Raw genomic sequence first — 22,838 nt, 5'->3', positions numbered from 1 at the left:
GACTAATTATGAAATGGAACCGAAAAATAAAAAATAAAGGTAACTTAGTTAATGCAGTTTAGATGTCGAACAGCTTATTATTGGCAAGACTCAAAGACAAAAAAGTGGATAGCCATGACAAATGATGACACAGAAATTGAATTATCTTTACGTGGGATAAGTTGGGAGAGCGAGTTAGGCAATCGCACATTGATTTATAACCTAACTGTTCCACTTGTCAGGAGCAATGTGGATTTGTGTTTATTTAATCTTGCCCCGACGGAGTTGGTAGCTAATAAATCCAGCGCAATTGAGCCATCTATCGTGGCACCCTATGTTATTGCATTAAAATGAATCTGTATAAAATTAACGGTGTGTTGCTTATTTTGGCAAATAATTGCAGGGAAAAGCAAGCCTAAAATTTAGGAGAAGCAAGAGACACCAATTGCTGAAGTTGGTTGACAATAGCTTCCTAATACTATAGTATTCGATTATGACATATAAGATCATTGACTTATTTTCTGGCGCGGGTGGCTTGACTACAGGATTTCACCTGGCTGGTTTTGAATCTTTATGTGCGATCGAGGTGGATGCGAAAGCTCTAGCGACCTATAAGCATAATTACCCAAACACCAGAATTGTTCATCAGGATATACGTGAGCTCAATCCTTTGGATTTGCGATTATGTTTGGGTTTGCAGAGAGAGGAACTAACAGCGTTGATAGGTGGCCCCCCATGCCAAGGATTTTCAAGAAATATTCCTGCTGACTATCGCTACCTCAGCGACTCTCGCAATCAGTTATATCGGACATTTTTAGAATTCGTACAGGAATTTAGACCCCTTTACGTTGTTATGGAGAACGTACCTGAAATCTTGAAAGCTTATGGTGGTGTAGTTAAGAATGAAATTACACAGCAACTTGAGTCGCAAGGTTATAAAGTCACTTATGGATCACTAAACTCCGCGCATTATGGAGTACCGCAGACCAGATCAAGGGCTTTTTTCCTGGCTAGTTTAGATAAACCACTTCAATTCCCTGAACCTACACACGCTGGCGACATTAGAAGCGATTACAGAGCTACTAAATCTTGTTACCAACTTAGTCTCTTAACATCAAACATTTCTTCAGTCGTCACAGTTAGAGATGCGATTGGAGATTTGCCGTCATTGAACGCAGGAGAGGAATATAATGCTGAAGTTTATCCTTTTCCACCCCAAACTGCGTACCAAGCAATGATACGTAATGGAAGTACGAAACTTTTCAATCACGTTGCTCGTGCTTTGAGCCCCATTCAAATGTCAAGAGTGCGTCTTCTTAGTGAAGGGCAAGATGCTAGAGACTTGCCACCAGAATTAGCTCCTAAAAAGCACTATAGCGGTGCATATGGAAGGCTTTACTGGGATAAACCAGCAAGAACTATCACAAGGTGGGTTTTCCATCCCGGATCTGGCAGGTTTTTTCATCCAACCCAAAATCGGACAATTACAATCCGTGAAGCTGCAAGATTGCACTCTTACCCCGATAACTTTAACTTTCTCGGAACATACACTGATATGGCTTCTCAAATCGGAGAATCAGTACCCCCACTTCTAGGTAAAGCAATAGCTGCATCTATTCTCCAAGTTCACTGTCCAAAGACTGTGTACTGAGTTGATCTTGCAAAGCTGAGAGAACAGTTTGCACATATCGATCAAGTGTAATACGAGTTCGCTGAACCCTAATGTGAACTGCTTCTGGAGGAATGGTTCTAGCTCTAAAAAGTTGCTTTTGATTCTTGTACCAAACTAACTCTAGCTTACCTGCAACATTGCCTTGTAGGCCTGCTCCCGGTCTTCCAGTAACTCTATCAACTGTCCAAGCCCAAGAAAAAGCATTTGGGTCAAGTGGAGTAAGAGGGAATTCACAGTAAATATATTCATATCCTCTAATGGTTTTCAGCAGTATGCCTTCATAGCTATTGGTAATGCCCTGTGCTGCTTGACTCGATATAATTTTCTCGTTCCAATGCTGAACAATAGCTGCTCCGAGTTCAGCAGGTGAGGATTGTTCCGTCAAACCAGGAAAACCAAGTTGGGCAGCCTTTTTGATAACATCTGCTCTCTGAATGACAAACAAAAATGTATTTACAACAGTAAGACTATTCAGTTGAAGAGATTTGAGTGACCAACCAGTTGCCGTCGTGGTGTCAACAGCATCATAGAGGAGTTTGCTACGTCCTAATGCTGGATCTGATAAAGGAATATGCTTGACATAATGAAAAATAGCTTCCCAAGTATAATCCTCTATCGAGCCTATAACTGGAGATGCAATGGTAGCAATAATGGCTTGCCTCAATCTTTCAATCTCGTTTTCCGTCAGCACTCAAGTGTTCCTCTACAACTCGTAAAAATTCACCCATTGTTATGTCCAGAGCATTTGTTATGTGACTAAGAACTCTAACAGATGGACTTTTCAGCCCTCGCTCAAGCTGGCTGATATAGGTTCTGTGCAGACCTGTGACTTCTGCCAGATATTCTTGTGACCAACGTTTCTCTATGCGACGACGTTGTATTTCTAGTCCTAAAGTTTGGTCTAGTTTGCTAGGCTGCATAGAGAGAAATAGTAAGGTTTTGAATACAAAAGTTCTACAGACTAAAGTATTCAATGTGGCGATATGAGCACTGAACTCGCCCCCCTCTGGTGGCAATGGCATCTTGGCTGTCTCCAAAAACCTTGGTTTAATCAGCTTTCTTCCCATCCTGCCAAACTTCCCGCTAAATTAAAGAAGTAAAAAAATCATTCACATCCTACCCAGGAGATGCCATGCCTCGCGTCAGAGCACCAGAATTCCCCGGAAACTACCCGTGGCTGAACACCGAAAAACCTTTATCCATTGAATCCTTAAAAGGGCGCGTCGTCCTCCTTGACTTCTGGACGTACTGCTGCATCAACTGCTTGCACGTCCTCCCCGACTTAAAATACCTCGAACAAAAATATAAAGATTCCCTCACGGTTATCGGCGTTCACTCGGCTAAATTTGAAAACGAAAAAGAAGTAGAAAACATCCGCCAAGCTATCCTCCGCTACGATATCGAACATCCCGTAATCGTTGACAGCGGCATGAAAGTTTGGCAAAGCTACGCGGTTCGCGCTTGGCCGACTTTAATGGTGATCGATCCTGAAAGTTATGTCGTTGGCTTTGTTTCCGGCGAAGGCAATAGAGAAGCACTTGACGAGTTAGTTGGCAAGTTAATTGCTGAATACAAAGATAAAAATGCGCTTAATTTTAAAGAACTGCGTTTTACCTTAGAAAAACAGCGCAAACCTGTATCAACACCGCTGGCTTTTCCCGGTAAAGTGCTGGCATTTGCGATCGGTGCAACGGAGGCAAAACATCTTCACCAACAGGTTGCGCTTTTGGGCGAAATGAGTCAGGAAAATGAATCTGTAGATGAAACTGTATTGCCGGGGCCGGCTAATTCAGTCATACAAAACTTAGTGGGTTCTTGCTTATTTATTGCCGATTCCGGCCACAATAGGATTGTTGTCAGCACCCTCGAAGGTGAGGTGCTGCACGTTATCGGTAGCGGTAAACCGGGTTTAACTGATGGGGAGTTTGAAGAGGCTGAGTTTTTTGCACCTCAAGGTATGGCTTTTGATGCAGAAAGTCAGATTCTATATGTTGCTGATACGGAAAATCATGCTGTCAGAAAGATTGATTTTACGACTCAACGGGTGGAAACTGTTGCTGGTACGGGCGAACAAAGTCACGAAATTTCACCCCGCAGCGGCAAGGGTTTAGAAACGCAATTGAATTCGCCTTGGGATTTAGAAAGAGTTGGAAATAGACTTTTTATTGCAATGGCGGGTTCCCACCAAATTTGGGAAATGCAGTTAGACACTGGCACGATCGCCACTTACGCGGGTATTGGCCGAGAATCCTGTGTTGACGGGAATCTTGCAGAATCTGCTTTTTCTCAGCCCAGTGGCCTGTCTACGGATCGATCGGAGTTGTTTGTTGCTGACAGCGAAATTAGTTCGATTCGCGCTGTGGGTATTGATGAAGACCCCAAGGTGCGTACAGTCTGCGGTAGCGGTGAATTGTTTGGTTTTGGGGATAAAGATGGTCGCGCTGAGGAGGTAAGGTTGCAGCACTGTTTGGGTGTTGAATACGCTCAAAATTACCTCTGGGTGGCTGATACTTACAATCACAAAATTAAGCGGATCGACCACCGGGGGGGTACGTGCAGAACAATGATTGGAGATGGTATAGCAGGTTTGGTTGATGCTAAAGGTCTCAAGGCTCGATTTTTTGAACCTTCAGGGTTGAGTGCGATCGGGCCTCATTTGTTTGTTGCTGATACGAACAATCATGTAATTCGGAGAATTGAGTTGGATACGCTGGAAGTCACAACTTTGGATTTCCCCAGTTTGTGTCCTCCTGATGTTTGTCTTCCTGATTAAGTCGATCGACTTTTTTGACTTCAGGCACGGTTCTCAATTCTCGTGATTGCCAGATTGATTGTGGTAAAGTAGGGTGATCTTCGGCGCACCTTACCACAATTTTCAAGCCAAGTAATACCAATTTCATAAAGTAGCGCTAGATATTACCCCCCCAACCCCCCCTTATTAAGGGGGGGCTAAGACTTCATCCATAGCACATCTTTAGAAAAATGGTATAAGTTAACCTAGCACGCAGAAACCGGGTTTTTTACCGAATCTGCGGCCTACAACAGGTCTTTTCGTAAAAAAACCCGGTTTCTAAACAATCGTGCATAAGTCTTATGTGGTTAATTCAATGGTGAGTTAACCCGCGATCGCCCGTATTAAATAATCGCAAAAATCCTCGCCCCAATCTAAAATTCCGAATAGCTCAGCAGCCGCACTATTTTTTCATTATCGTTCAATTCGCCGACAATTCGGCGCACGGGTTTCGGCCAGATTTTGATCAAAGTAGGAGTTGCTGAAATCTGATCTGCCTCAGCTTGGTCTGGATGTTTCAAAACATCAATTACTTTTAAAGTGTAGGGACGATCGAGGCATTGCTCTAAGAACTGGTGTAAAGTTTCGAGGGTGCGTTCGGTGCTGGGGTTGCTGCCGGAAACAAACAGACGCAAAACGTACCCTTGAGTTTGGGGCGGTGGGGTGAGTGCTGTTGGTTTGGGAAGCCGTGTCTGCTGCGCTTGCGGAAAGCCCAAGGGAGTTACGATCGAACTGCTCCAATCCGATCGAGCTTCGGGGCTGGCATACTGTACAACTAAGTCGTGATTTTCCCAAAGTTCGGGGAATTGTTCGTGATAAGTAGCAATCGCCATCGGTTCGCACATTTCTTCGCTCCGGGGATGCCACACTAAGTCGCCAGTCCCAAAAATGGCGTTCAGCAGTGTTTGATGTCGCAGCACGGGGGGGTAGGCCTCGGCAGCAACCCGCACCTGCCGATCGCCTGGATCGAGCCAGGAGTCAACGGTTGCCGTGTAGCAAGGTATCAGAAAATGCGGCGGTTCCGACAAACCGAGGATCTCCTGTAGAGCTACGCACAACTGCAAATGCCACCGAGTTTGCTTGCGGGGGTCTATGCAATAGATTAAGTCTCCCCCTGGTGTAAACAGCGCAATGCCTTTGAAAATTTCTGGCAAAATAGGGCGATCGACTTTCAATTCAGTACACCAATAAAAGTTAACAGTTAACAGTTAACTTTTAACTGCTAACTGTTAACACTCGACCTTTAGACTCGACCTCGGAGCATCTGAGCCATTTCGTTCGGGAACGGCGAGTTCTCTACACAAAGTTCTTCAGTAATCCGACCTTCTTGATAAAGACCGTAGAGCGACTTATTCATCGTCGTCATGCCTTCATAAGTATCTTTGATCATGATTTGATTAATTTCCTCATTCTGGCCCTTCAGAATGTATTCCTTAACCACGTCGGTATTGATCATAACGTCGTGGAAAGCAGCCCGCTTTCCGTCTGTGGTTTTGCACAGCAGTTGAGCAATAATCGCCACTAGGGATTCGGAAATGGAAACCCGTATGGCCTCCTGTTCTTCCGCCCCGAACATATCAAGAATCCGGTTCAGGGTTTTAACCGCACTGTTGGTGTGCAGGGTTCCTGCAACTAAGTGACCGGTTTGAGAGGCTTTGAGGGCGATTTCCACCGTCTCTCTGTCCCGAATTTCTCCTACTAGCAGCATATCGGGGTCTTGTCGCAGAGCGCCTTTGAGAGCGCTCATAAACTTGAGGGTGTGCCTGCCGACTTCCCGGTGCTTAATCAAGGATTTTTTGCTTTCGTGTACGAATTCTACCGGGTCTTCGATCGTGATGATGTTGTAGGCTTTATTCTTATTGATGTAGTCGATCATCGCGGCCAAGGTGGTAGACTTACCCGAACCTGTCGGCCCTGTCACCAAAATCAGCCCTTTGTGGTAGCCACATATTTTCCTAAATACCTCCGGCAGTTTCAATTCCTCCATTGTCAAGATTTTGGCAGGAATTAGCCGCAGCACCATTGCCGGGCCGGCCAAGGAGTCCATGCAACTGATCCGAATGCGGACGAACCCGAAGTCGAAAGCGCCGTCAAAGTCTAGGGTTTTTTGGAAAATTTCAATTTCTTCATCGCTCATGCACTCCCGCAACCAGCCAAAAAACGTATCTAAATCCGTCGGTGGATAGCCGATGTCGGCAATCTCGCCCCGCGTGCGGAAGCGGGGAACTTCGTTTACTCCGAGGTGAAGGTCGGATACTCCTTCTTCTTTGGCTCGCATGACTAGCTCTTTCAAAGTCGGAGATCCGCCGCTGCTAGAACTCTGGCTTTTAGGTGTGGCGAAGGATTGCGAGGCTGGTGCTGGTGCCGGTGGCGCTGCTGGTGCTGGTGCCGGTGGCGGTGCTGGTGGCATTCCTGCTGCTCTGGGGGGCATTCCGGGAGCAGGAGGGCGGGGCATTCCGGGTGGTGGGGGGGCTCCGGGTACGGGCGGGCGAGGAGCGGGCGGATGCTGTTGTGTCATATGCGCTACCTTAAGTTGGTGAGAAGGCTGACTCGAACAGATGATTTGTGGGAGTTGAACAATGCCGATCGCCATTGTGCGCGTCTTGCACAAAAGCTTAACTGTTGTTCTCAGTCTATCCCAAGAGGGGGTCGTAGTGCTGCACTACTAAGGAACCATTCTGCCAATTGGAGGATGCCATCACTCTCGATATATGATCAAATATGGATTTTTGACTTTTTTGGATAAATTTTTTAAGGAAAAGAGTTTGCCGCAACTCAACAGTATTAAATTATACTTTGCCCAACTATTAAGGACTTAAACGGATGAATTCTGTCGATCGGGCTTTTACTCCAGCTTTGGAGTTGGCGGAGTCGATCCGCACGCTGGAAGTGTCGCCTTTAGAAATTGTCAATCTGTACTTGGAACGCATTGAGCGATTAAACCCTGAGCTGGGCAGTTATTTTACTGTAACGGCCGATCGGGCGATCGCCCTAGCTAAATCTCAAACCGAACAACTAGCTGGGTTAAACAAGCCACAGGAATTGCCACCTTTTTTCGGAGTGCCGATCGCCATTAAAGACTTGACACCCGTTACCGGCGTTCCGTGTACCTACGGCACTCAGGCTTTGCTGGGTAACATCTCTGCCTACGACGAGTCAGTAGTATGGCGGATTAAAGCAGCGGGATTTAACATTCTGGGGAAAACAGCAACCTCTCAAATAGGCTCATTACCTTACACCGAACCAGAAGGTTTCCCACCCGCGCGCAATCCCTGGAATTTAGACTATACACCCGGAGGTTCCAGCGGAGGCTCAGCGGCGGCTGTAGCAGCGGGTTTGTGTGCGATCGCCCAAGGTTCAGACGGCGGCGGTTCGATTCGAGGCCCAGCTTCCTGCTGCGGTTTAGTAGGCATTAAACCGTCGCGGGGGCGAGTTTCCTGGGCACCTGTCGGAGATTACCTCAGCGGCATTTCTGCCAACGGCCCACTGGCGCGCACTGTAGCTGACGCCGCCGCACTTTTGGATGTGATGTCAGGCTACACAACAGGCGATCCGTACTGGCTACCCGATTCAAATCCGACTTTTCTAGAGGCTTCCCGTCAAAAGTCGGGCAAACTGCGAATTGCGTTTTCTACCAGTATTTCCCCTGTGGGCGAGGCTGCGCCTATCTGTCAGCAAGCGGTACTCGAAACAGTAAAATTATTGACAGATTTGGGTCATGATGTCGAACCTGGATGCCCGGATTTTACGGGTTTAATCGAACCGTTTATCGCAATTTGGCAGTCTGGGGCCGCGGCAAGTGGCATTCCCGGCCCTGCTTTGGAACCCATGAATCGCTGGCTGTTAGAAAGAACTATTTCGGCTGGGGAATATTTGCGGGCGGTGAATCAAATGCAGGTGATTTCACGGCGGATTGTGGGATTCTTTGAAAAATTTGATGTGTTAGTTTTGCCGACTTATATGCACTCGCCAATCCGGGTTGGGGAGTGGGCAGATTTGAGTTTTGAAGAAACTTTGCAGCGCATTATTAATTGGGTAGCTCCTTGTCCGCCGTTTAATGCTAGCGGTTTGCCTGCGATCGCACTGCCTGCTATTTTAGATAACAACGGTTTGCCCGTGGGAATTCAAATTATCGGGCGGCCCGCGGCCGAAGCAACTTTAATTACTTTAGCGGCGCAGATGGAAGCGGCGAAACCTTTCCCGGTTTTAGATTTTAAATAGGGAAGAGCAAGGGATAAAAGCACGTTTTCCTTTTTTAGGGGTATGCCAAATCAGGATTTGTGTGCGGGGAACTAGAAATCTGGTTTTTCGCATAAATTTCTATTGACTGTTGACCCCCTCGCATCCAGGATACCCGCCACGTGATTCATCCGTCCAGAAATAAAAAACCTCTATCCGATAAAGCAGCCCCCGAATTGATCTCGCGCAAGTCAATGCTTCAATTCTAAAATCTAAAATCTAAAATCTAAAATCTAAAATCGATTGACTGTTTGACATTTGAACAATACCGATGCCACGGGAAACGAGAGGATTGAGAAAGGGGACAAATTTCAGGTTTAATTATGGCAAGGAAATATAAAATACTTCTTAAGATACTTGACATCTTTGGGAAAGAGGCTACAATATTTTCAAATTAATTCCCGATGGCGGGTGTATCTAAAAAAATAGCTTATGTTTAACACAGCAGGACGGTTTCCAGAAAATCCGATTCCGGGAAATGTTGCGGGTGTTTCAGCGGAAATACTAGACTTATTTGGCAGTAAGTTCGATCGCTTAAATCAGATCGGGACAATTGCCGTAGGCGATACCAATATTTTATTTGATACCAGCTACGATTTGACTGAAAAACGCGATGGGGCGGCGGCTGCGACTGGTAGTGCGATCCTCTACGAGGGCTTCGCTAACGGCCTTTTTGGGCCATCCACCGACTTCGGTCTCCCATCGTCAGGAAGCGACAATATTAAATTTGATAGTAGTCTAAAATCCCCGACCGCTACCTCCACTCAAGGTGAGATAGACGAACTGACAGGGATGGCTTTACCTGTTGGTGAACTCTCCCTATCCCAAACTTCTTCCCTATTTCCTGATGAAAACTGGGCTTTCAATTTTAAAAATTACACCATCGATCACCAAGGTTTAAACACCCTCAACCTTAAAGTTGGTTACGGGTTAAAACCGGGAATTACCCCAAACGAATATCCAGATTTTGTGCCCATTTACCAAAGCATTGATAATTTCCTAGTTAACTACCCGAACGAAACAGATTTCTGGGAAATTCTCAACAAAAATTTGACGGAAAAGGTGCTTACTGAAAATCCGGTACTGACAGATGTTACGATTCAACTGGAAGTTTTGCCAACGGAGGTATTGCCCTACGATCGCGCCAGTACAGTTTTCCGCAGTCAATCGGGCAAAATCACAGAAGATTGGAATTTTTCAGTCAAAGACTACGCAATCAATCACCAAGGATTGAACAAGGTCAATCTCGATATAGATTACCAGTACAAACCGGAAATCGCTCCCAATGAATATCCCGATTTTGTGCCAATCTACAATAGCATTGATAACTTTTTAACCACATATCCGAACGAAACAGATTTTTGGGAAGTTGTCAATAAAAACTTGACTCAAAATATCCTCAACGAAAATCCTGCATTGGCGGCAATTAAGATAGACTTCAACGTTCTGCCAAGCCAAACCTTGCCCTACAACCGCACCAGCAAAGTTACTCGCACTCAACCCAGCAATCCTCAAGGAACTTTCCTAGTTGGCAATAGCCGGGGAAATAATGTACTTCGGTTTGACGGCAATACCGGCAATTTTCTAGGCGAATTTATTCCACCGGGAAGCGGCGGTTTGTTCAATCCAGATACGATCGTTTTTGGGCCCGATGGCAATGGCGATGATCAGTCGGACATTTACGTTACTAGCGGCGACAAGCCCGGAAATTCGGGAGAACCGACAGCATCTGCGGTATTGCGGTATGACGGAATTACTGGCGCATTTATTGACAAGTTTGTCGGCGATAATCCGAACACGGCGGCCGATGAAACTGGCGGATTGTTTCGCCCTTACGGTTTAGCTTTTGGCCCTGACGGTAATTTTTATGTCAGCAGTTTTTTGAGTGACCAAATTCTGCGATATAACGGCCAAACAGGACAGTTTATTGATGTATTTGCTTCGGGAAATCAGCAAGCGGGAGGATTGAATGGCCCGAACGGTTTACTGTTTGCTCCTGACGGCAATTTGTACGTGACAACGCAGGGGAGTGTGGCGACCAACGGTCAACCAGATTTTAGCGCAGGTTTCCCCAGTCAGGTGCTGCGTTACAACCCGCAAACCCGGCAGTCAAGTATCTTTGCTTCGCCCGATCCTTCGCCTCGGAGTCAGGGATTTGCAAGTCTTTTGGGAATGGCAATCGGGCCCGCTGACGGCGACCTTTATGTCAGCGATTTTGCTAACGATATCAGGCGCTACAATTTAAAAACTGGGGAATTGGTCAAGGTTTTATCTACCAATTATACTGATACTTCCCCCAGTAGCAATTATGTAGGTAGTTTGGCTTTTTCGCCGATCGGCAATTTGTTTGCAGTTGGCTTTGACAACCGCGCCAATGCTAACGGTGCCGGCGCTGTTTTGCGGTATAATGGCAAGACTGACGAACCGCTGCCAATATCGGGAAATCCTGGGTCGAGTAACAGTTCTATTTTTGTCCCTCCCGACAGCAAGCTACAGCGTCCAATAGGAATTGCTTTCTTTCCGTCCGATGCTCAACTGACGGAGAAATGGAATTTTACATTGGCAAATTACCCCATTAATCATCAAGGGTTAAACAACCTGAATATTGATGTAAATTATAAGTACAAAGACGGGATTCAAAATTCTGAGTATCCTGATTTTGTGCCGATTTACAAGAGCATTGACAATCTTTTAGTTAACTACCCGAACGAAACAGATTTTTGGGAAATTGTCAACAAGAATCTGACCGAAAAAGTGCTTGCTGACAACCCGGCACTTTCGTCGGTGACGGTTAATTTGGATGTTTTACCGACGAACCGATTGCCTTACGAGCGCAGCAGTACCGTTACTCGCACTCAAGATGGTAAATTAGGCGAAGCATGGGATTTCAAAATTCCTAATTACTCGATCGATCACCAGGGTTTGAATAACCTCAATATGGATGTCAAATATCAGTACAAACCAGGAATTACGCAGGATGAGTATCCAGACTTTGTGCCGATTTACCAAAGCATCGACAGTTTCTTGACTAATTATCCCAATGAAACGGATTTCTGGGAAATTCTTAATAAGAGTTTGACGCAAAAGCTGCTAGCCGAAAATCCGGCTTTGGATGCGTTGCAAATTAATCTGGAGGTTTTGCCGACTAACAGATTGCCTTACGAGCGAGCTAGCATTGTGTCGATCGCTTAGCCTATCATTGAAAATTAGATGGAAAAATCTTGACAAGAAATACATACTTAGCTACCGTAAGGGTAAGGTTAAGTACGTTGCGTAGAAACCAGGTTTTTTCGTGTCCAAGACAAACCCATTTAAATTGTCTGTTGTGGTGAAAAACCCGGTTTTTAAAAGAAACCGGGTTTCTGAATTAGACCGAGTTTGCCAAAGTTCATCTTGGGATGTATGTCTGTGTCTCCCTGCATTTGATACCTAAATAGTGGTGGACGCAAATAGGATAAAAAACCAGGTTTCGGCGTTAAAGTCGATCGCTCACAACCTGTTATTTTGACTCTTAACCTGGTTCTTGTGCTTCCAGGACTGAAAAATATAGTTTTTTTTATCGGAGTTCGTGCTGCGCCCAATTTCTAGTCATCCAACCCATATTTTACCAATAAACCCAGTTGCTCCCGCCCAGTCCTACTTATTACCAATTACGCTGTAAAATATTGATAATACCTCTTTAGATTGATAGACATTTTGATTATTTCCTTTTAAAACTGGTAGCAGTTCGCTGCCAATATGTAGGGTAAAAAATTTATGTTAACTTCCGGGCCAATTACCGCCCCCGTTCCCGTTTTCCTGGTTCTTTTAGCAATCATGCTACTCGCGCCGCTGGTATTTGAGCGCTTGCGACTACCGGGAATAGTGGGTTTAATTATTGCTGGCGTAATTGTCGGGCCCAACGGTCTCAATTTGCTGCAACGAGACGCTACTATTGTTTTGCTAGGTACTGTAGGATTGCTGTTTTTGATGTTCCTAGCGGGACTGGAAACTAGCCTTGACGATCTCAAACTGAATGCGGACAAAGCTGTCATATTTGGGCTAGCTACTTTTGCGCTACCGATGATATTGGGGACAGGGGCGATGCTGCTGTTGGGATATAGCTGGCTGGCTGCAATTTTAGTCGCTTCTTGTTTTGCTACGCACACACTTTTAGCGCTGCCAATTCTCACCAAATTGGGATTGATGCGAACTCAGACTATTACTACGACTTTGGGCGGGACTTTAATTACGAATGTGTTGGGACTGTTGGTGCTGGCTATTGTTGTTAAAGCTTACAAAGGAAATCTAACTCTCGATTTTTGGCTGTTTCTCATTCCCTCTCTTGCTATCTACACTTTTGCTACTTTGTGGGGCGTTCCCAAAATCGGTCGCTGGTTTTTTAAGAAATTTGGACATGACGAGAATGCCGAATTTATATTTGTATTAGCAACCCTCTTTCTAGTTTCTTACGCAGCAGAACTAATTGAAATTGAGGCAATTATTGGTGCATTTTTATCGGGAATTGCCATTACTCAAATTATTCCCAAAATGAGTCCCCTGATGAATCGGATTGAGTTTATTGGCAATACGCTGTTTGTGCCGTTTTTTCTGATTTCTGTGGGGATGTTAATTGACCCGCTAATTTTGGTAAAGCAGCCGCAGTCTTTGTTGGTGGCGGCGGTGATGATTTTAGCAGAGGTGGTGAGCAAGTTTTTGGCAGCTTGGCTACCGGGGAAATTATTTGGCTTTGAGTTTCCGAACATTATGGTAATGTTCGGCCTTTCTGTTGCTCAAGCTGCTTCTACTTTGGCGGCGATTACGGTTGCTTTTGAGATTAAATTGGTCGATCGCGTAACGGTGAACGGCATCATTGCCATGATTTTAGTAACTTGTGTCGCTTCTCCTTGGATTGTATCTCGGTGGGGTCAAGAAATGCAGCCGCCGGGGTCGAGTTTGCCGGTTCCTACTGCGGGAAAGCATTCATGGGGAGAGCGAGTTTTAGTGCCTGTTGCTAATCCGAATACGGAAGATAATTTGCTGCGTTTGGCTTTGATTTTAGCAAAAACATCTCAGGGAACTTTGCTGCCACTGCATATTTTGTCCGATCGCGGGGAAGCAATTTCGCCCGCAGAGAAAATGCAGCAAACTCAACTTTTGACTGCTGCGGAAACTGTCGCCCATGCGGCTGCTTGTGCGGTTGAACCGATCGCGAGGATAGATGATGCGATCGATCGCGGAATTCTGCGGAGTGCAACCGAACGCGAGGCTAGTTTAATAGTTTGCGGTTGGAAGGGATTTTCCACAACTCGCGACAATTTTTTTGGCAGCATCATTGATACTGTGATCAGGCGATCGCCCGTACCCGTACTGATTGCTCGATTTCCCGATCCTCTCCAGAATACAGCCAGAGTTCTTTTGGCGGTAACTGACAGCGAGTTGACTCGGTTTGGATTTCAGGAAACAGTGGATATTGCTAAGAGTTTAGCCGATGAACTCAAGGCGACTTTGCAAGTGTTGTTGGTGGCGACAAAACGGGAACAAAGCAACAAAAGTGCGGCGGAGGTGGAAATTCTTTCTGAGATACCAGTAAATCGGGTGCGAGGAAATTTTATCAAGCTAGTTTCGCAGAATTTGTTAGAACACGATTTGCTAATTTTAACCACAATTTCTCACCAGAATTTGTGGGAAAAACCGGGAACTCTCAAAGAACCAGAAGCGATCGCCCGGACTCACCAAAATATTTCGATGCTTGTTGTTTATTTTCCTGTATACCAACCCTAAATCATTGGGGTAATTATTGTAGGGGCAACCACGGGGGGTTTGCCCCTACAACAATTACACAATTCATTTAGGATTGCTGTAGTTGCCCTTGTGCGCTCTTTCCTAAGCTAAGAAAGAGCGCACAAGGGCAACTACATACCTAAAATTTCAGCTTTATTTGTGACAATTGTGTAAGTCTTATATTTAATCCTAATCCAACGGAATTGCTAGCAAAATTTCCGCACCTTGGCGCGGTTTGGGAATACACTCGATCGCTCTTTTCACTCGCGAAGTTGATATTTTTTGGGCTGCAGATTAAAAAATCCTTCAACTCATCATCATTAGCACTCGCACAAGAAGTGCACTTAGGTACGGAATGTGCGATCGGCCAGTAAATATGCGTAGAGGCTTTGCCGATCGCACCCCGATGCAGGCAATTTCTCGGCATCTAGGACAATTTCTCGGTATCTGGGAGAATTTTGAGAATATGGTGATCTACCCCCTCTAGTTCAATAAGGTAAAAATGAGCATCAGACCAAATTTCAGATGGTTTTCTTCGGTGGCGAGTGTTTTGGGTTCGATTTCGATCGGCCCTTTGAGCGACGCGACATCCTCTGTAAAAGCTGCAGAAACGGTTGTTGTCCGCAAAGGTATTTTAGAATCTTCAATATCGGTTGCGGATTTGCGCGAACTCGCAGAAACAGGAAAAGTCCCCGCCAAACTGCAAGCTTATGCCAATCTCTTGTCTGACGAACAGCGGAGTAAAATTTTTCGGGCGCTGCAAGCGAAAATTCCCCTAAATGTAGTCGGCCTGAGCAACTTGCTAAATACGGGCATCGGCACTGGCATCCTGACGGATTTGACTACTGTCATACCCAGGCGCGACGGTGGGGGTGTGGAAGCGCTGCGAGCCGCTCTGGTGCAGGGAGCAAAGGCGTCGGAAGGCTTATCGATATTGAGTTTCATTGAATCTTATCCGAGCTCGCGGGTCGTGGTGGATCTCGATCGAGCTTTCGCTGTTTTGGGAAATATGAACGTAAGTTTTTGGCAAACTCAGCGCTTTATGGCGGCGATCGCACCTCAGTTAGCAGCGGTTAAACCCGCGTTTAAGCTGCCTTTCGATCCCACCCAACCAGGCCCTAATGTCGTGCAGGTACGGGCGCTAGATTTGAACGATAGCGCCCGCAATCGACCTATTCCGGTTGATGTGTACTGGTCAAGAGCTGCGACAGCCGACAAACCGACGATCGTCTTTTCTCACGGGTTGGGTTCCGTCCGCACGGATTTGCGCTACTTAGCCGAGCATTTGGCGTCTCACGGCTATGTGGTAGCAGCTTTAGAACATCCCGGCAGTAACGAGACGAATACCAATGCTGCAATGGCGGGGATGTGTCCGTTGCTAGCTCCTCAAGAGTTTTTAGACCGTCCCAAAGACATCAGTTTTGTACTCGACGAACTGACAAAATTGAACCAAACTGATGATAACTTGCAGGGGAAAATTGCGATCGACCGATCGATAATAATTGGTTATTCCTTCGGCGGCGCTACAGCCTTGTCCGTGGCCGGCGCCGAACTGCAATTGAGCGGACTCAAACAAAGGTGTCAGGGGGATTTGATTGGGTTCAGCTTAGGCGAAGGCATTCAGTGCGCGGCGGCGGGATTGCCCGAAGAACGGTATCAATTGCGGGATGGGAGGATTAAAAGGGCGATCGCCATGAATCCGATCGCATCATTATTATTTGGAGAAACGGGCTTAAGTAAAATTAAGATTCCCACATTAATAGTAGCATCTTCTGCCGACAAAACCACTCCTGCCTTAGCCGAACAAATTGCCGGCTTTCCAAAAATTCCCTCTCCTAAATGGCTAGTTGGTTTTGTAGGAGGAACCCACTTAAGCGTCAAAGATCCGAGTACAACTTTAAACCAAGTTCGCAGGCCGAGCACAGTAATTACCGGCGATGAACTTGTCGGCGACCAAGCTGTTAGCATACGCAATTATATTAAAGCTGTAAGTTTGGCTACCGCCGCTCAACTGACTGCTGAAGCTGAGAAATATGCAGTCTTTCTAACACCTGAATACGCACAATTTGCTTCTACATCGGCAATCCCGGTGCGGCTAGTAACAGAAATTTCCCCGGAAATTAATACCGTCGTGCAAACTTTTATTCAAAGGAATAAGTAGTTATTAGTCATTAGTCATTAGTCATATCATGTCCGGTCAATTAACCATGATTCCTGTAGGGGCGGGTTCGCCAAGATATTGAATAGAAACGGGAAAATCTGTAAACCCGCCCCGACCTTTAATCGCCGTCAATCGATGGGACATAATATCATTAGTCATTAATCATTAGTCATTAGTCATCAGCTAATAACTAATGATAAAAACTTGTAGTAATATCAAATAAGGTGACATCGAAATTATACTTGAGTGCGATCGTCCCGGTCGATCCTGAGAGCGCGGAGCCACACGGGAAGCTCCTACTACACTGGGAAAATTATGATTCCCATGTCAGCGGAAACGAGATTACGACTAGCAGCCTTTCCTTCTGTATGCGTGGCCGCTTAGCCCCCAGGGTGGATTTTCTTCTTAAGCTGTTTCTGATATTTTTTGTCCGTGCAAGGGCAAAATATAACCAAGCGCTTTCACAAACTCTACTCCCCAACTGCGATGCCTAAAAAAAATCTTATCCCACTATTGATTCTGTTGGCAGCCCTGTTTACCCTTTACGGTGACACTTTAACTTTTCTCCCCAAACCTGTAAGAGATAGTAGCGTGGCCAGTCGAAAGTTCTTCGTCGGGTTGTGGCCGGATTGGTTGAGGCCGAGAGATTTCAACGAGAAAAGGCAACAGGATCTGGATAAATTGCAAAAAACTCCTAGCCCGAGTCGATAGTTTTGAGCTACCAGCGAGAAACCCGGTTTCTCTAACAATACTTAGCCATTTTCTTGTAGGTTGGGTTAAGCGAAGCGAAACCCAACAGTACGATTTTAGATTTGGGATTTTAGATTTTTCCTCCAATCTCAAATCGATTAAACTTGAGATTTTATACCAATTTTTTATGAAGCCCTGTAGAATCCGATCCCCCCTAGCCCCCCTTAATAAGGGGGGGAAAAGATTTCGATCAAAGTCGCCCAACAATCAGGGGGATTTAGGGGGATCGAGATATGTGCAACTTCACATTAAATTGGTATTAGATTTTCCTCCCAGCAGTAAGGTGTGCAATGCACACCCTACAGATAGAGGTTATGCGTCCAGGACTATTTTAGATCGATCCTCCCATCTAAAATCTAAAATCTAAAATCTAAAATTGATTAAGCGTGCTTTTTCAACCAGCTAAACATAGCTCGCAAATCTTTACCAACTTCTTCAATAGGATGTTCAGCTTCCTGACGGCGCATGGAGGTAAAACCTGGCTTGCCGGCTTGGTTTTCCAGAACGAATTCGCGGGCAAATTGACCGGATTGAATTTCGCTGAGAATCTTACGCATTTCGGCGCGGGTTTGATCCGTGACGATGCGGGGGCCGCGAGTTAAATCGCCGTATTCTGCGGTATTGGAGATGCTGTCGCGCATTTTGGCGAGGCCTCCTTCTACTACTAAGTCAACGATAAGTTTAACTTCGTGCAAACATTCAAAATAAGCTAATTCCGGTTGATATCCGGCGTCAACTAAAGTTTCAAATCCAGCTTTAATTAAGGCGCTCAAACCGCCGCACAAAACTACTTGTTCGCCAAAAAGATCCGTTTCTGTTTCTTCGCGGAAAGTGGTTTCCAGGATGCCGGCTCTGGTGCCGCCGATACCTTTAGCATAGGCCATTGCCCGATCGCGCGCTTGACCGGAAGCATCTTGATATACTGCAAACAAACTCGGAACACCTTCCCCTTGTTCGTAAGTCCGTCGCACCAAGTGTCCGGGGCCTTTGGGGGCAACCATTACTACGTCTACATTGGCAGGGGGAACAACTTGGCCGAAGTGAATGTTAAAACCGTGAGCAAATGCTAAAACATTTCCTTCAGAAAGGTTCGGTTCGATTTGTTCTTTGTAAATAGTTTTTTGAACTTCATCGGGCAATAAAATCATGATGAAGTCAGCAGCGGCTGCTGCTTTGTCTACCGGGTGAACTGTTAAACCCGCGTCGGTTGCTTTGGCGGCAGATTTGCTACCGGGATACAAACCGACAACGACATTCATGCCACTGTCTTTGAGGTTAAGCGCGTGGGCGTGTCCTTGGGAACCGTAGCCGATGATAGCAATCGTTTTGTTGGCTAAGAGGTCTAGGTTCGCGTCGGTGTCGTAATACATACGGGCCATAATCCTTGTCTCCTGAGATGCAAATTGGGTGATTGACTGCAAAACTCTCATTTTATCAAAGTAGGGTACTTTTTTTACATAATTTTTTTAATTAAGATTTGAGCGGGGGAAATTTTAGCGAGATCGCGCTGAATTTAGCAGGGTTTGTCGCCGAGTCAAATATAATTGTCAATAGCGTGCTGTGCATTTGAAAAAACCTCACATCTTGCACCATTCTCAAGAACAGGCAAGATGCCTGTTCCACAAAGAGTGAATTTTGTTGTGGAACAGGCATCTTGCCTGTTCCTAAAAAGCTTATTGAGAATGGTGCAACATCTCAGAAAAACAAAACTAACTAACTTTTTTAAGATGAAAATAAAAGCAATACATCATGTGGCGATTATTTGCTCGGATTACGAAGCCTCAAAAAAATTTTATGTAGAAGTATTGGGATGTTCCATTATCAAAGAAACTTTCCGAACCGAAAGGAATTCTTACAAACTAGATTTGCGAGTCGGAAACGGCGACACCATCGAGCTTTTCTCATTTCCCCATCCTCCTGAAAGAGTTAACAATCCTGAAGCTTGCGGTTTGAGACATTTAGCTTTTGCCGTTGAAGACATAGAATCATCAGTTGCTTACTTAAAATCTCAACAAGTAGAAGTAGAAGAAATTCGCCTTGACCAGATTACAGAAAAACGGTTTACATTTTTCCGAGATCCCGACAACTTACCGTTAGAAATTTATGAAGATTAAGGAGTTTATATATTTTGTCAAGCCGTTATTAAGTCAACCAGCCCGTAGTGCTGACTATACAAACTGCATCATTCATCCCCAATCTAAAATCTAAAATCTAAAATCTAAAATCTAAAATCTAAAATCTAAAATCTAAAATTGTATAATGGACTCTATCATTAGAAACACAATCACGGTAGGATTGCCTGCTTTAATGCTATTTATAGCCATATTAGCTACAGGTAAAACAGGTAACGCAGCCGTTTGGTCGGGTTTGGTTAAAGTCGGCGGTTCCTTTGGTATCCTGGTCGGTTTATGTGTGTTGGTATTTGTAGGATTTGTTGCCAATTATTTTAGTTATTTTGTGGTAGATAGCTTGCTGGTGAGATTTTATCAAAAGCGGCGACTGTTGGAACAGCCAGAACAACTGGTAACAGAAATTGATAAATTGCCGATTACCAACGACCTCAAAATCAAGCTCAAATGGGCGGTGATGCACAGCAGAAACTACAAAATCCTTAGCTTGAAGCACGTAATTTTAAAAGGGTTTATTATCGCCGCAACTGTAAATGCTGTATTGTCAATAGTCGGTTATTTGGGAGAATTAAACATTTTTTTTGAATTGAGTTCTCATTTTAAACTACAATATCTGCTGGTAGGTTTCTCTACTTTTATATTCTTCGCTCTCGTGCGCTCAAAAAAAATATGGTGGCTGGTGAGCGCATTTTGCATTATCATTAATTTGGCGGAAATTGTTCCTTGGTACTTTCCAGCCCCCGCCTTTGCAGGAGCAACTCCCGGACACAACTTGCGGATTTTGCATTCAAATGTTTTAAGGGGTAATCGGCAATATTCTGAGGTGATATCGCTGGTTAAAGCAGAACAACCGGATATCGCGGTTTTTGTAGAAGTCAACTCATCTTGGGCAAAACAGTTATCGGTTTTAAGCGAGATTTTTCCTTACTCTTCTACCCAGCAAGAATCTGAGAGATTTGGCAGTGCAATATACAGCAAGCTGCCTTTAGAAAATTCTTCGGTTAAAGCCTTTTCAAATCGAAGAAAGAGCTTGTCGGCGGATGTTAAATTTCAAGGTAAAATCATTTCTCTGATTCTTGCTCATCCGACTGTGCCAGTCAAACAGGAGAGTTTTATCGATCGCAACCAACAGCTAGCAGGCATCGGCGAGTATGCAGCCCAAGTAAAAAATCCGCTGATTGTGGTTGGAGATTTAAATACCACAATGTGGTCGCCATTCTACAAAAATATGGTAAAAACCGGAAATTTGCGAAATGCGCGATCGGGTTTTGGCATTTTACCGACTTGGCCGACTTTTATGCCGCTGGCTTATATTCCGATCGATCACTTTCTAGTCAGCAAAGAAATTGGTGTGTTGAAGATTCGTACTGGCCGCAATGTCGGTTCGGATCATTTGCCGTTAATTACAGATTTGGTCATTTGAAGGAAGTTAAAGCAGTAACTGATTAGAACTCCGATGTTTCATTATTTTTAGGAACGGGCAAGATGCCCGTTCCACAATAAAACTGAATTTTTGTGGAACAGGCATCTTGCCTGTTCTTCCCACAATAAAACTGAATTGTTGTGGAACAGGCATCTTGCCTGTTCTTCCCACAATAAAACTGAATTTTTGTGGAACAGGCATCTTGCCTGTTCTTGATGATTTGACAGTGCCATGAAACCAATCTAAAAGCTCAAATTATATAACTTTTATTCTATCCAATTGTGCTTCTAAGTTCTCGATTAAATTATTTACTAACTGTAACTGGTACTGTTGAACATTCATATTAAATGGCTCTTTGCTGTCTTGAAAACAGATAACTTTTCCGGCGATTTCCTTGTAGTGTTGCAGCATGGAAAAAGTATCGGTACTGAAGCGAGCGAGATAGTTTTTAGCAGCATCGCTGCAAATTTCCGTTACTTGATTTAGATAAGCTTCTGACGACTCAGGTGGCTTTTCATTCCCAGTTCTTTTATTCAAAATATAGCTAGCACCGCCGACTACTGCGGCTCCCACGGGCCCGCCCAATAGCCAACCTAAGCCTGTGGCGATCGCCACAGGAGTCACTTCGCCCTCGATCGACTTTTGAGCTGGAGGTGGTGGGGGTTCCGGTAAGCTGACTTGCGGGGATGGAGGAAAGGAAATCAAAAGGGCGATCGGCTGTTCTTTATCAAAGAATTCGCAAGCTTTATTTACCCATTCTGCGATGGTTTGCTGCTGATGTAACGCCTCTCGCTGAAATTTTAGCTTCCACGCATCAAAACTTCCTTCCTGAAGCGACAGCGCCATTTCCGATTGATACCGCTGCAAAAGTGTGGGCTGGTAAAGCCAAATCTCGAAGTCGGAAACGCTGGCTTGAAAGCCTTTTGATATCAGTTTTTCGGCTTTTTGTTTAATTTCAATTTTGTCTTTGTGCTTTTTTTGAGCTGTGGCTATTTCTGCGGTGACAGTTTCAGCTTTGGCTCGGAGAGATTGGCAAATTTTAGTAGCTATAGCTTCAATTCTGGGCAACTTAACTGCTAGTTGTTCCTGTTGATCTGCCACAATACTTTGCAAAGCCGATTCAAAGCTGGCAATTCCTGTAGTTTGGGCGGCCGCCACATCTCCTTTCAGCCTCGCCCTCAACGCCGGCAAAGCATCGACGCGGTAGATATTGCTGATATTGTTCGGCAAATTGGAGCGAAAACTTTCGGCAACAAACAACAACCGATTGTAAACTTGTTTTTGGTCGTCTGGTTCGAGTAGATTGAGAAAATTGGCAACAAAGACGACAGTGTTGATGTTGCGATCGCTCAACCAATCTCTCAAGTTCTCCCGTTCCCCTAAAGTCATCAATTTGCGAGCATCTAAAACCTGCACAACCAAATCAGCCGTTAGCAATTTATCCCGAACCAAATTATCCTGTTCTTCGCGGTCATTGGTTCCCGGCAAATCCAGCAATTCCACACCTGTTTTCAGGAATGGATGGGGACAGTAAACATTAACGGCCGCCACATCATCCCGCATTTGTCTCGCGTCGTCAAGGATAGCGTAGCGTTTCAAAACATCAGTCCCAGGTTCGCTAATTTCCGTGCCGTCTTTGAGGGTAATTTTTGCGTGCAATTCCTCGCCGTAGTTGACATAAATGGCAGCACCTGTAGTAGGCACAAGGTCGATCGGCAAAGCCCGATTTCCAAGCATTGCATTCAGCAAAGTTGACTTGCCGTAATTAAACGGGCCAAAGACAGCAATTTGAAAAGTTGGTTTGGCGAGATAGTCGCAGATTGAGGTAGTATCTCGATACAGTTGGGAGTTTTTGTCAAGTTCGAGAATACCGAGTGCTGATTTGAGATTGTCGGTGAGGTATTGATAAATTTCGGGTTGTTGCATATTGT

At 45.0% G+C, this 22,838-nt stretch carries 19 protein-coding genes; 10 read left to right on the top strand and 9 right to left on the bottom strand.

What is annotated here, in order from left to right; translation table 11 throughout:
• Positions 1–51: 51 nt before the first annotated feature.
• The gene (locus tag QUB20_RS19395; RefSeq protein ID WP_333248433.1) at positions 52–333 is read left to right on the top strand and encodes an AvaI/BsoBI family type II restriction endonuclease; all 282 of its coding nucleotides are present in this window, start codon (positions 52–54) and stop codon (positions 331–333) included.
• Between the two features lie 139 nt (positions 334–472).
• Positions 473–1,630 carry a DNA cytosine methyltransferase gene (locus tag QUB20_RS19390; RefSeq protein WP_333233787.1) on the top strand — a complete coding sequence of 386 codons (1,158 nt, stop codon included), beginning with the start codon at positions 473–475 and terminating at the stop codon, positions 1,628–1,630.
• Here the strand turns inward: QUB20_RS19390 and QUB20_RS19385 are convergent.
• Positions 1,593–2,342, bottom strand: a complete 750-nt coding sequence (locus QUB20_RS19385; RefSeq protein ID WP_333233786.1) for a hypothetical protein — start codon at positions 2,340–2,342, stop codon at positions 1,593–1,595. The two genes, QUB20_RS19390 and QUB20_RS19385, sit on opposite strands and share 38 nt — an antisense overlap.
• A complete protein-coding gene (locus QUB20_RS19380; RefSeq protein ID WP_333273512.1) occupies positions 2,320–2,673 on the bottom strand; it encodes a helix-turn-helix transcriptional regulator in 354 nt (117 codons plus the stop codon). Before QUB20_RS19380 ends, QUB20_RS19385 begins: the two co-directional genes overlap by 23 nt.
• A gap of 110 nt (positions 2,674–2,783) precedes the next feature.
• On the opposite strand from QUB20_RS19380, the gene QUB20_RS19375 reads away from it, so the two are divergent.
• Complete coding sequence (locus QUB20_RS19375) at positions 2,784–4,424, top strand: thioredoxin-like domain-containing protein (RefSeq protein WP_333248435.1); 1,641 nt, start codon at positions 2,784–2,786, stop codon at positions 4,422–4,424.
• A 392-nt stretch (positions 4,425–4,816) separates the two neighbouring features.
• On the opposite strand, the gene QUB20_RS19370 is transcribed toward QUB20_RS19375, so the two are convergent.
• A complete protein-coding gene (locus tag QUB20_RS19370) occupies positions 4,817–5,617 on the bottom strand; it encodes a circadian clock KaiB family protein (protein ID WP_333248437.1) in 801 nt (266 codons plus the stop codon).
• Between the two features lie 68 nt (positions 5,618–5,685).
• Positions 5,686–6,720 (bottom strand): type IV pilus twitching motility protein PilT, encoded by a 1,035-nt coding sequence (locus QUB20_RS19365; RefSeq protein WP_333245052.1) that lies wholly within the window; start codon positions 6,718–6,720, stop codon positions 5,686–5,688.
• On the opposite strand from QUB20_RS19365, the gene QUB20_RS19360 reads away from it, so the two are divergent.
• From QUB20_RS19360 to QUB20_RS19340, 5 genes are all read left to right on the top strand, one after another.
• Entirely contained in the window at positions 6,719–6,982 is a 264-nt protein-coding gene (locus QUB20_RS19360) for a hypothetical protein (RefSeq protein ID WP_333057315.1), read from the top strand. The genes QUB20_RS19365 and QUB20_RS19360 overlap by 2 nt on opposite strands.
• Positions 6,983–7,265: 283 nt before the next feature.
• On the top strand, positions 7,266–8,663 hold the full coding sequence (locus tag QUB20_RS19355; protein WP_333248439.1) for an amidase: 1,398 nt from the start codon (positions 7,266–7,268) through the stop codon (positions 8,661–8,663).
• Positions 8,664–9,113: 450 nt separating this feature from the next.
• A complete protein-coding gene (locus tag QUB20_RS19350; RefSeq protein ID WP_333248441.1) occupies positions 9,114–11,873 on the top strand; it encodes an NHL repeat-containing protein in 2,760 nt (919 codons plus the stop codon).
• Between the two features lie 564 nt (positions 11,874–12,437).
• Complete coding sequence (locus QUB20_RS19345; protein ID WP_333248443.1) at positions 12,438–14,444, top strand: cation:proton antiporter domain-containing protein; 2,007 nt, start codon at positions 12,438–12,440, stop codon at positions 14,442–14,444.
• A gap of 502 nt (positions 14,445–14,946) precedes the next feature.
• Complete coding sequence (locus tag QUB20_RS19340) at positions 14,947–16,605, top strand: alpha/beta hydrolase (RefSeq protein WP_333248445.1); 1,659 nt, start codon at positions 14,947–14,949, stop codon at positions 16,603–16,605.
• A 36-nt stretch (positions 16,606–16,641) separates the two neighbouring features.
• Here the strand turns inward: QUB20_RS19340 and QUB20_RS19335 are convergent, their stop codons facing one another.
• The 3 genes from QUB20_RS19335 to QUB20_RS19325 form a co-directional block, all read right to left on the bottom strand.
• Positions 16,642–16,764 (bottom strand): hypothetical protein, encoded by a 123-nt coding sequence (locus tag QUB20_RS19335; RefSeq protein WP_333291583.1) that lies wholly within the window; start codon positions 16,762–16,764, stop codon positions 16,642–16,644.
• Between the two features lie 971 nt (positions 16,765–17,735).
• Positions 17,736–18,785: a ketol-acid reductoisomerase gene (gene ilvC / locus QUB20_RS19330; RefSeq protein ID WP_333057309.1), complete on the bottom strand. Its 1,050-nt coding sequence runs from the start codon at positions 18,783–18,785 to the stop codon at positions 17,736–17,738.
• Between the two features lie 40 nt (positions 18,786–18,825).
• Entirely contained in the window at positions 18,826–19,008 is a 183-nt protein-coding gene (locus QUB20_RS19325; protein ID WP_333291581.1) for a hypothetical protein, read from the bottom strand.
• Here QUB20_RS19325 and gloA2 point away from each other — a divergent pair.
• Positions 18,966–19,469, top strand: a complete 504-nt coding sequence (gene gloA2, locus QUB20_RS19320) for an SMU1112c/YaeR family gloxylase I-like metalloprotein (RefSeq protein ID WP_333248447.1) — start codon at positions 18,966–18,968, stop codon at positions 19,467–19,469. The two genes, QUB20_RS19325 and gloA2, sit on opposite strands and share 43 nt — an antisense overlap.
• Before the next feature lie 145 nt (positions 19,470–19,614).
• Positions 19,615–20,907, top strand: a complete 1,293-nt coding sequence (locus QUB20_RS19315) for an endonuclease/exonuclease/phosphatase family protein (RefSeq protein ID WP_333248449.1) — start codon at positions 19,615–19,617, stop codon at positions 20,905–20,907.
• A gap of 6 nt (positions 20,908–20,913) precedes the next feature.
• Here QUB20_RS19315 and QUB20_RS19310 read toward each other — a convergent pair whose 3' ends face one another.
• Entirely contained in the window at positions 20,914–21,108 is a 195-nt protein-coding gene (locus QUB20_RS19310; protein WP_333291579.1) for a hypothetical protein, read from the bottom strand.
• Positions 21,109–21,162: 54 nt separating this feature from the next.
• On the bottom strand, positions 21,163–22,833 hold the full coding sequence (locus QUB20_RS19305) for a dynamin family protein (protein WP_333248453.1): 1,671 nt from the start codon (positions 22,831–22,833) through the stop codon (positions 21,163–21,165).
• Between the last annotated feature and the right edge of the window lie 5 nt (positions 22,834–22,838).

Origin of the sequence: Microcoleus sp. B4-C2 (genome assembly GCF_036705265.1) — a bacterium.
In the GTDB taxonomy this organism is placed as follows: Bacteria; Cyanobacteriota; Cyanobacteriia; order Cyanobacteriales; family Microcoleaceae; genus Microcoleus.
This window is presented reverse-complemented; position numbering and strand designations above follow the sequence as displayed.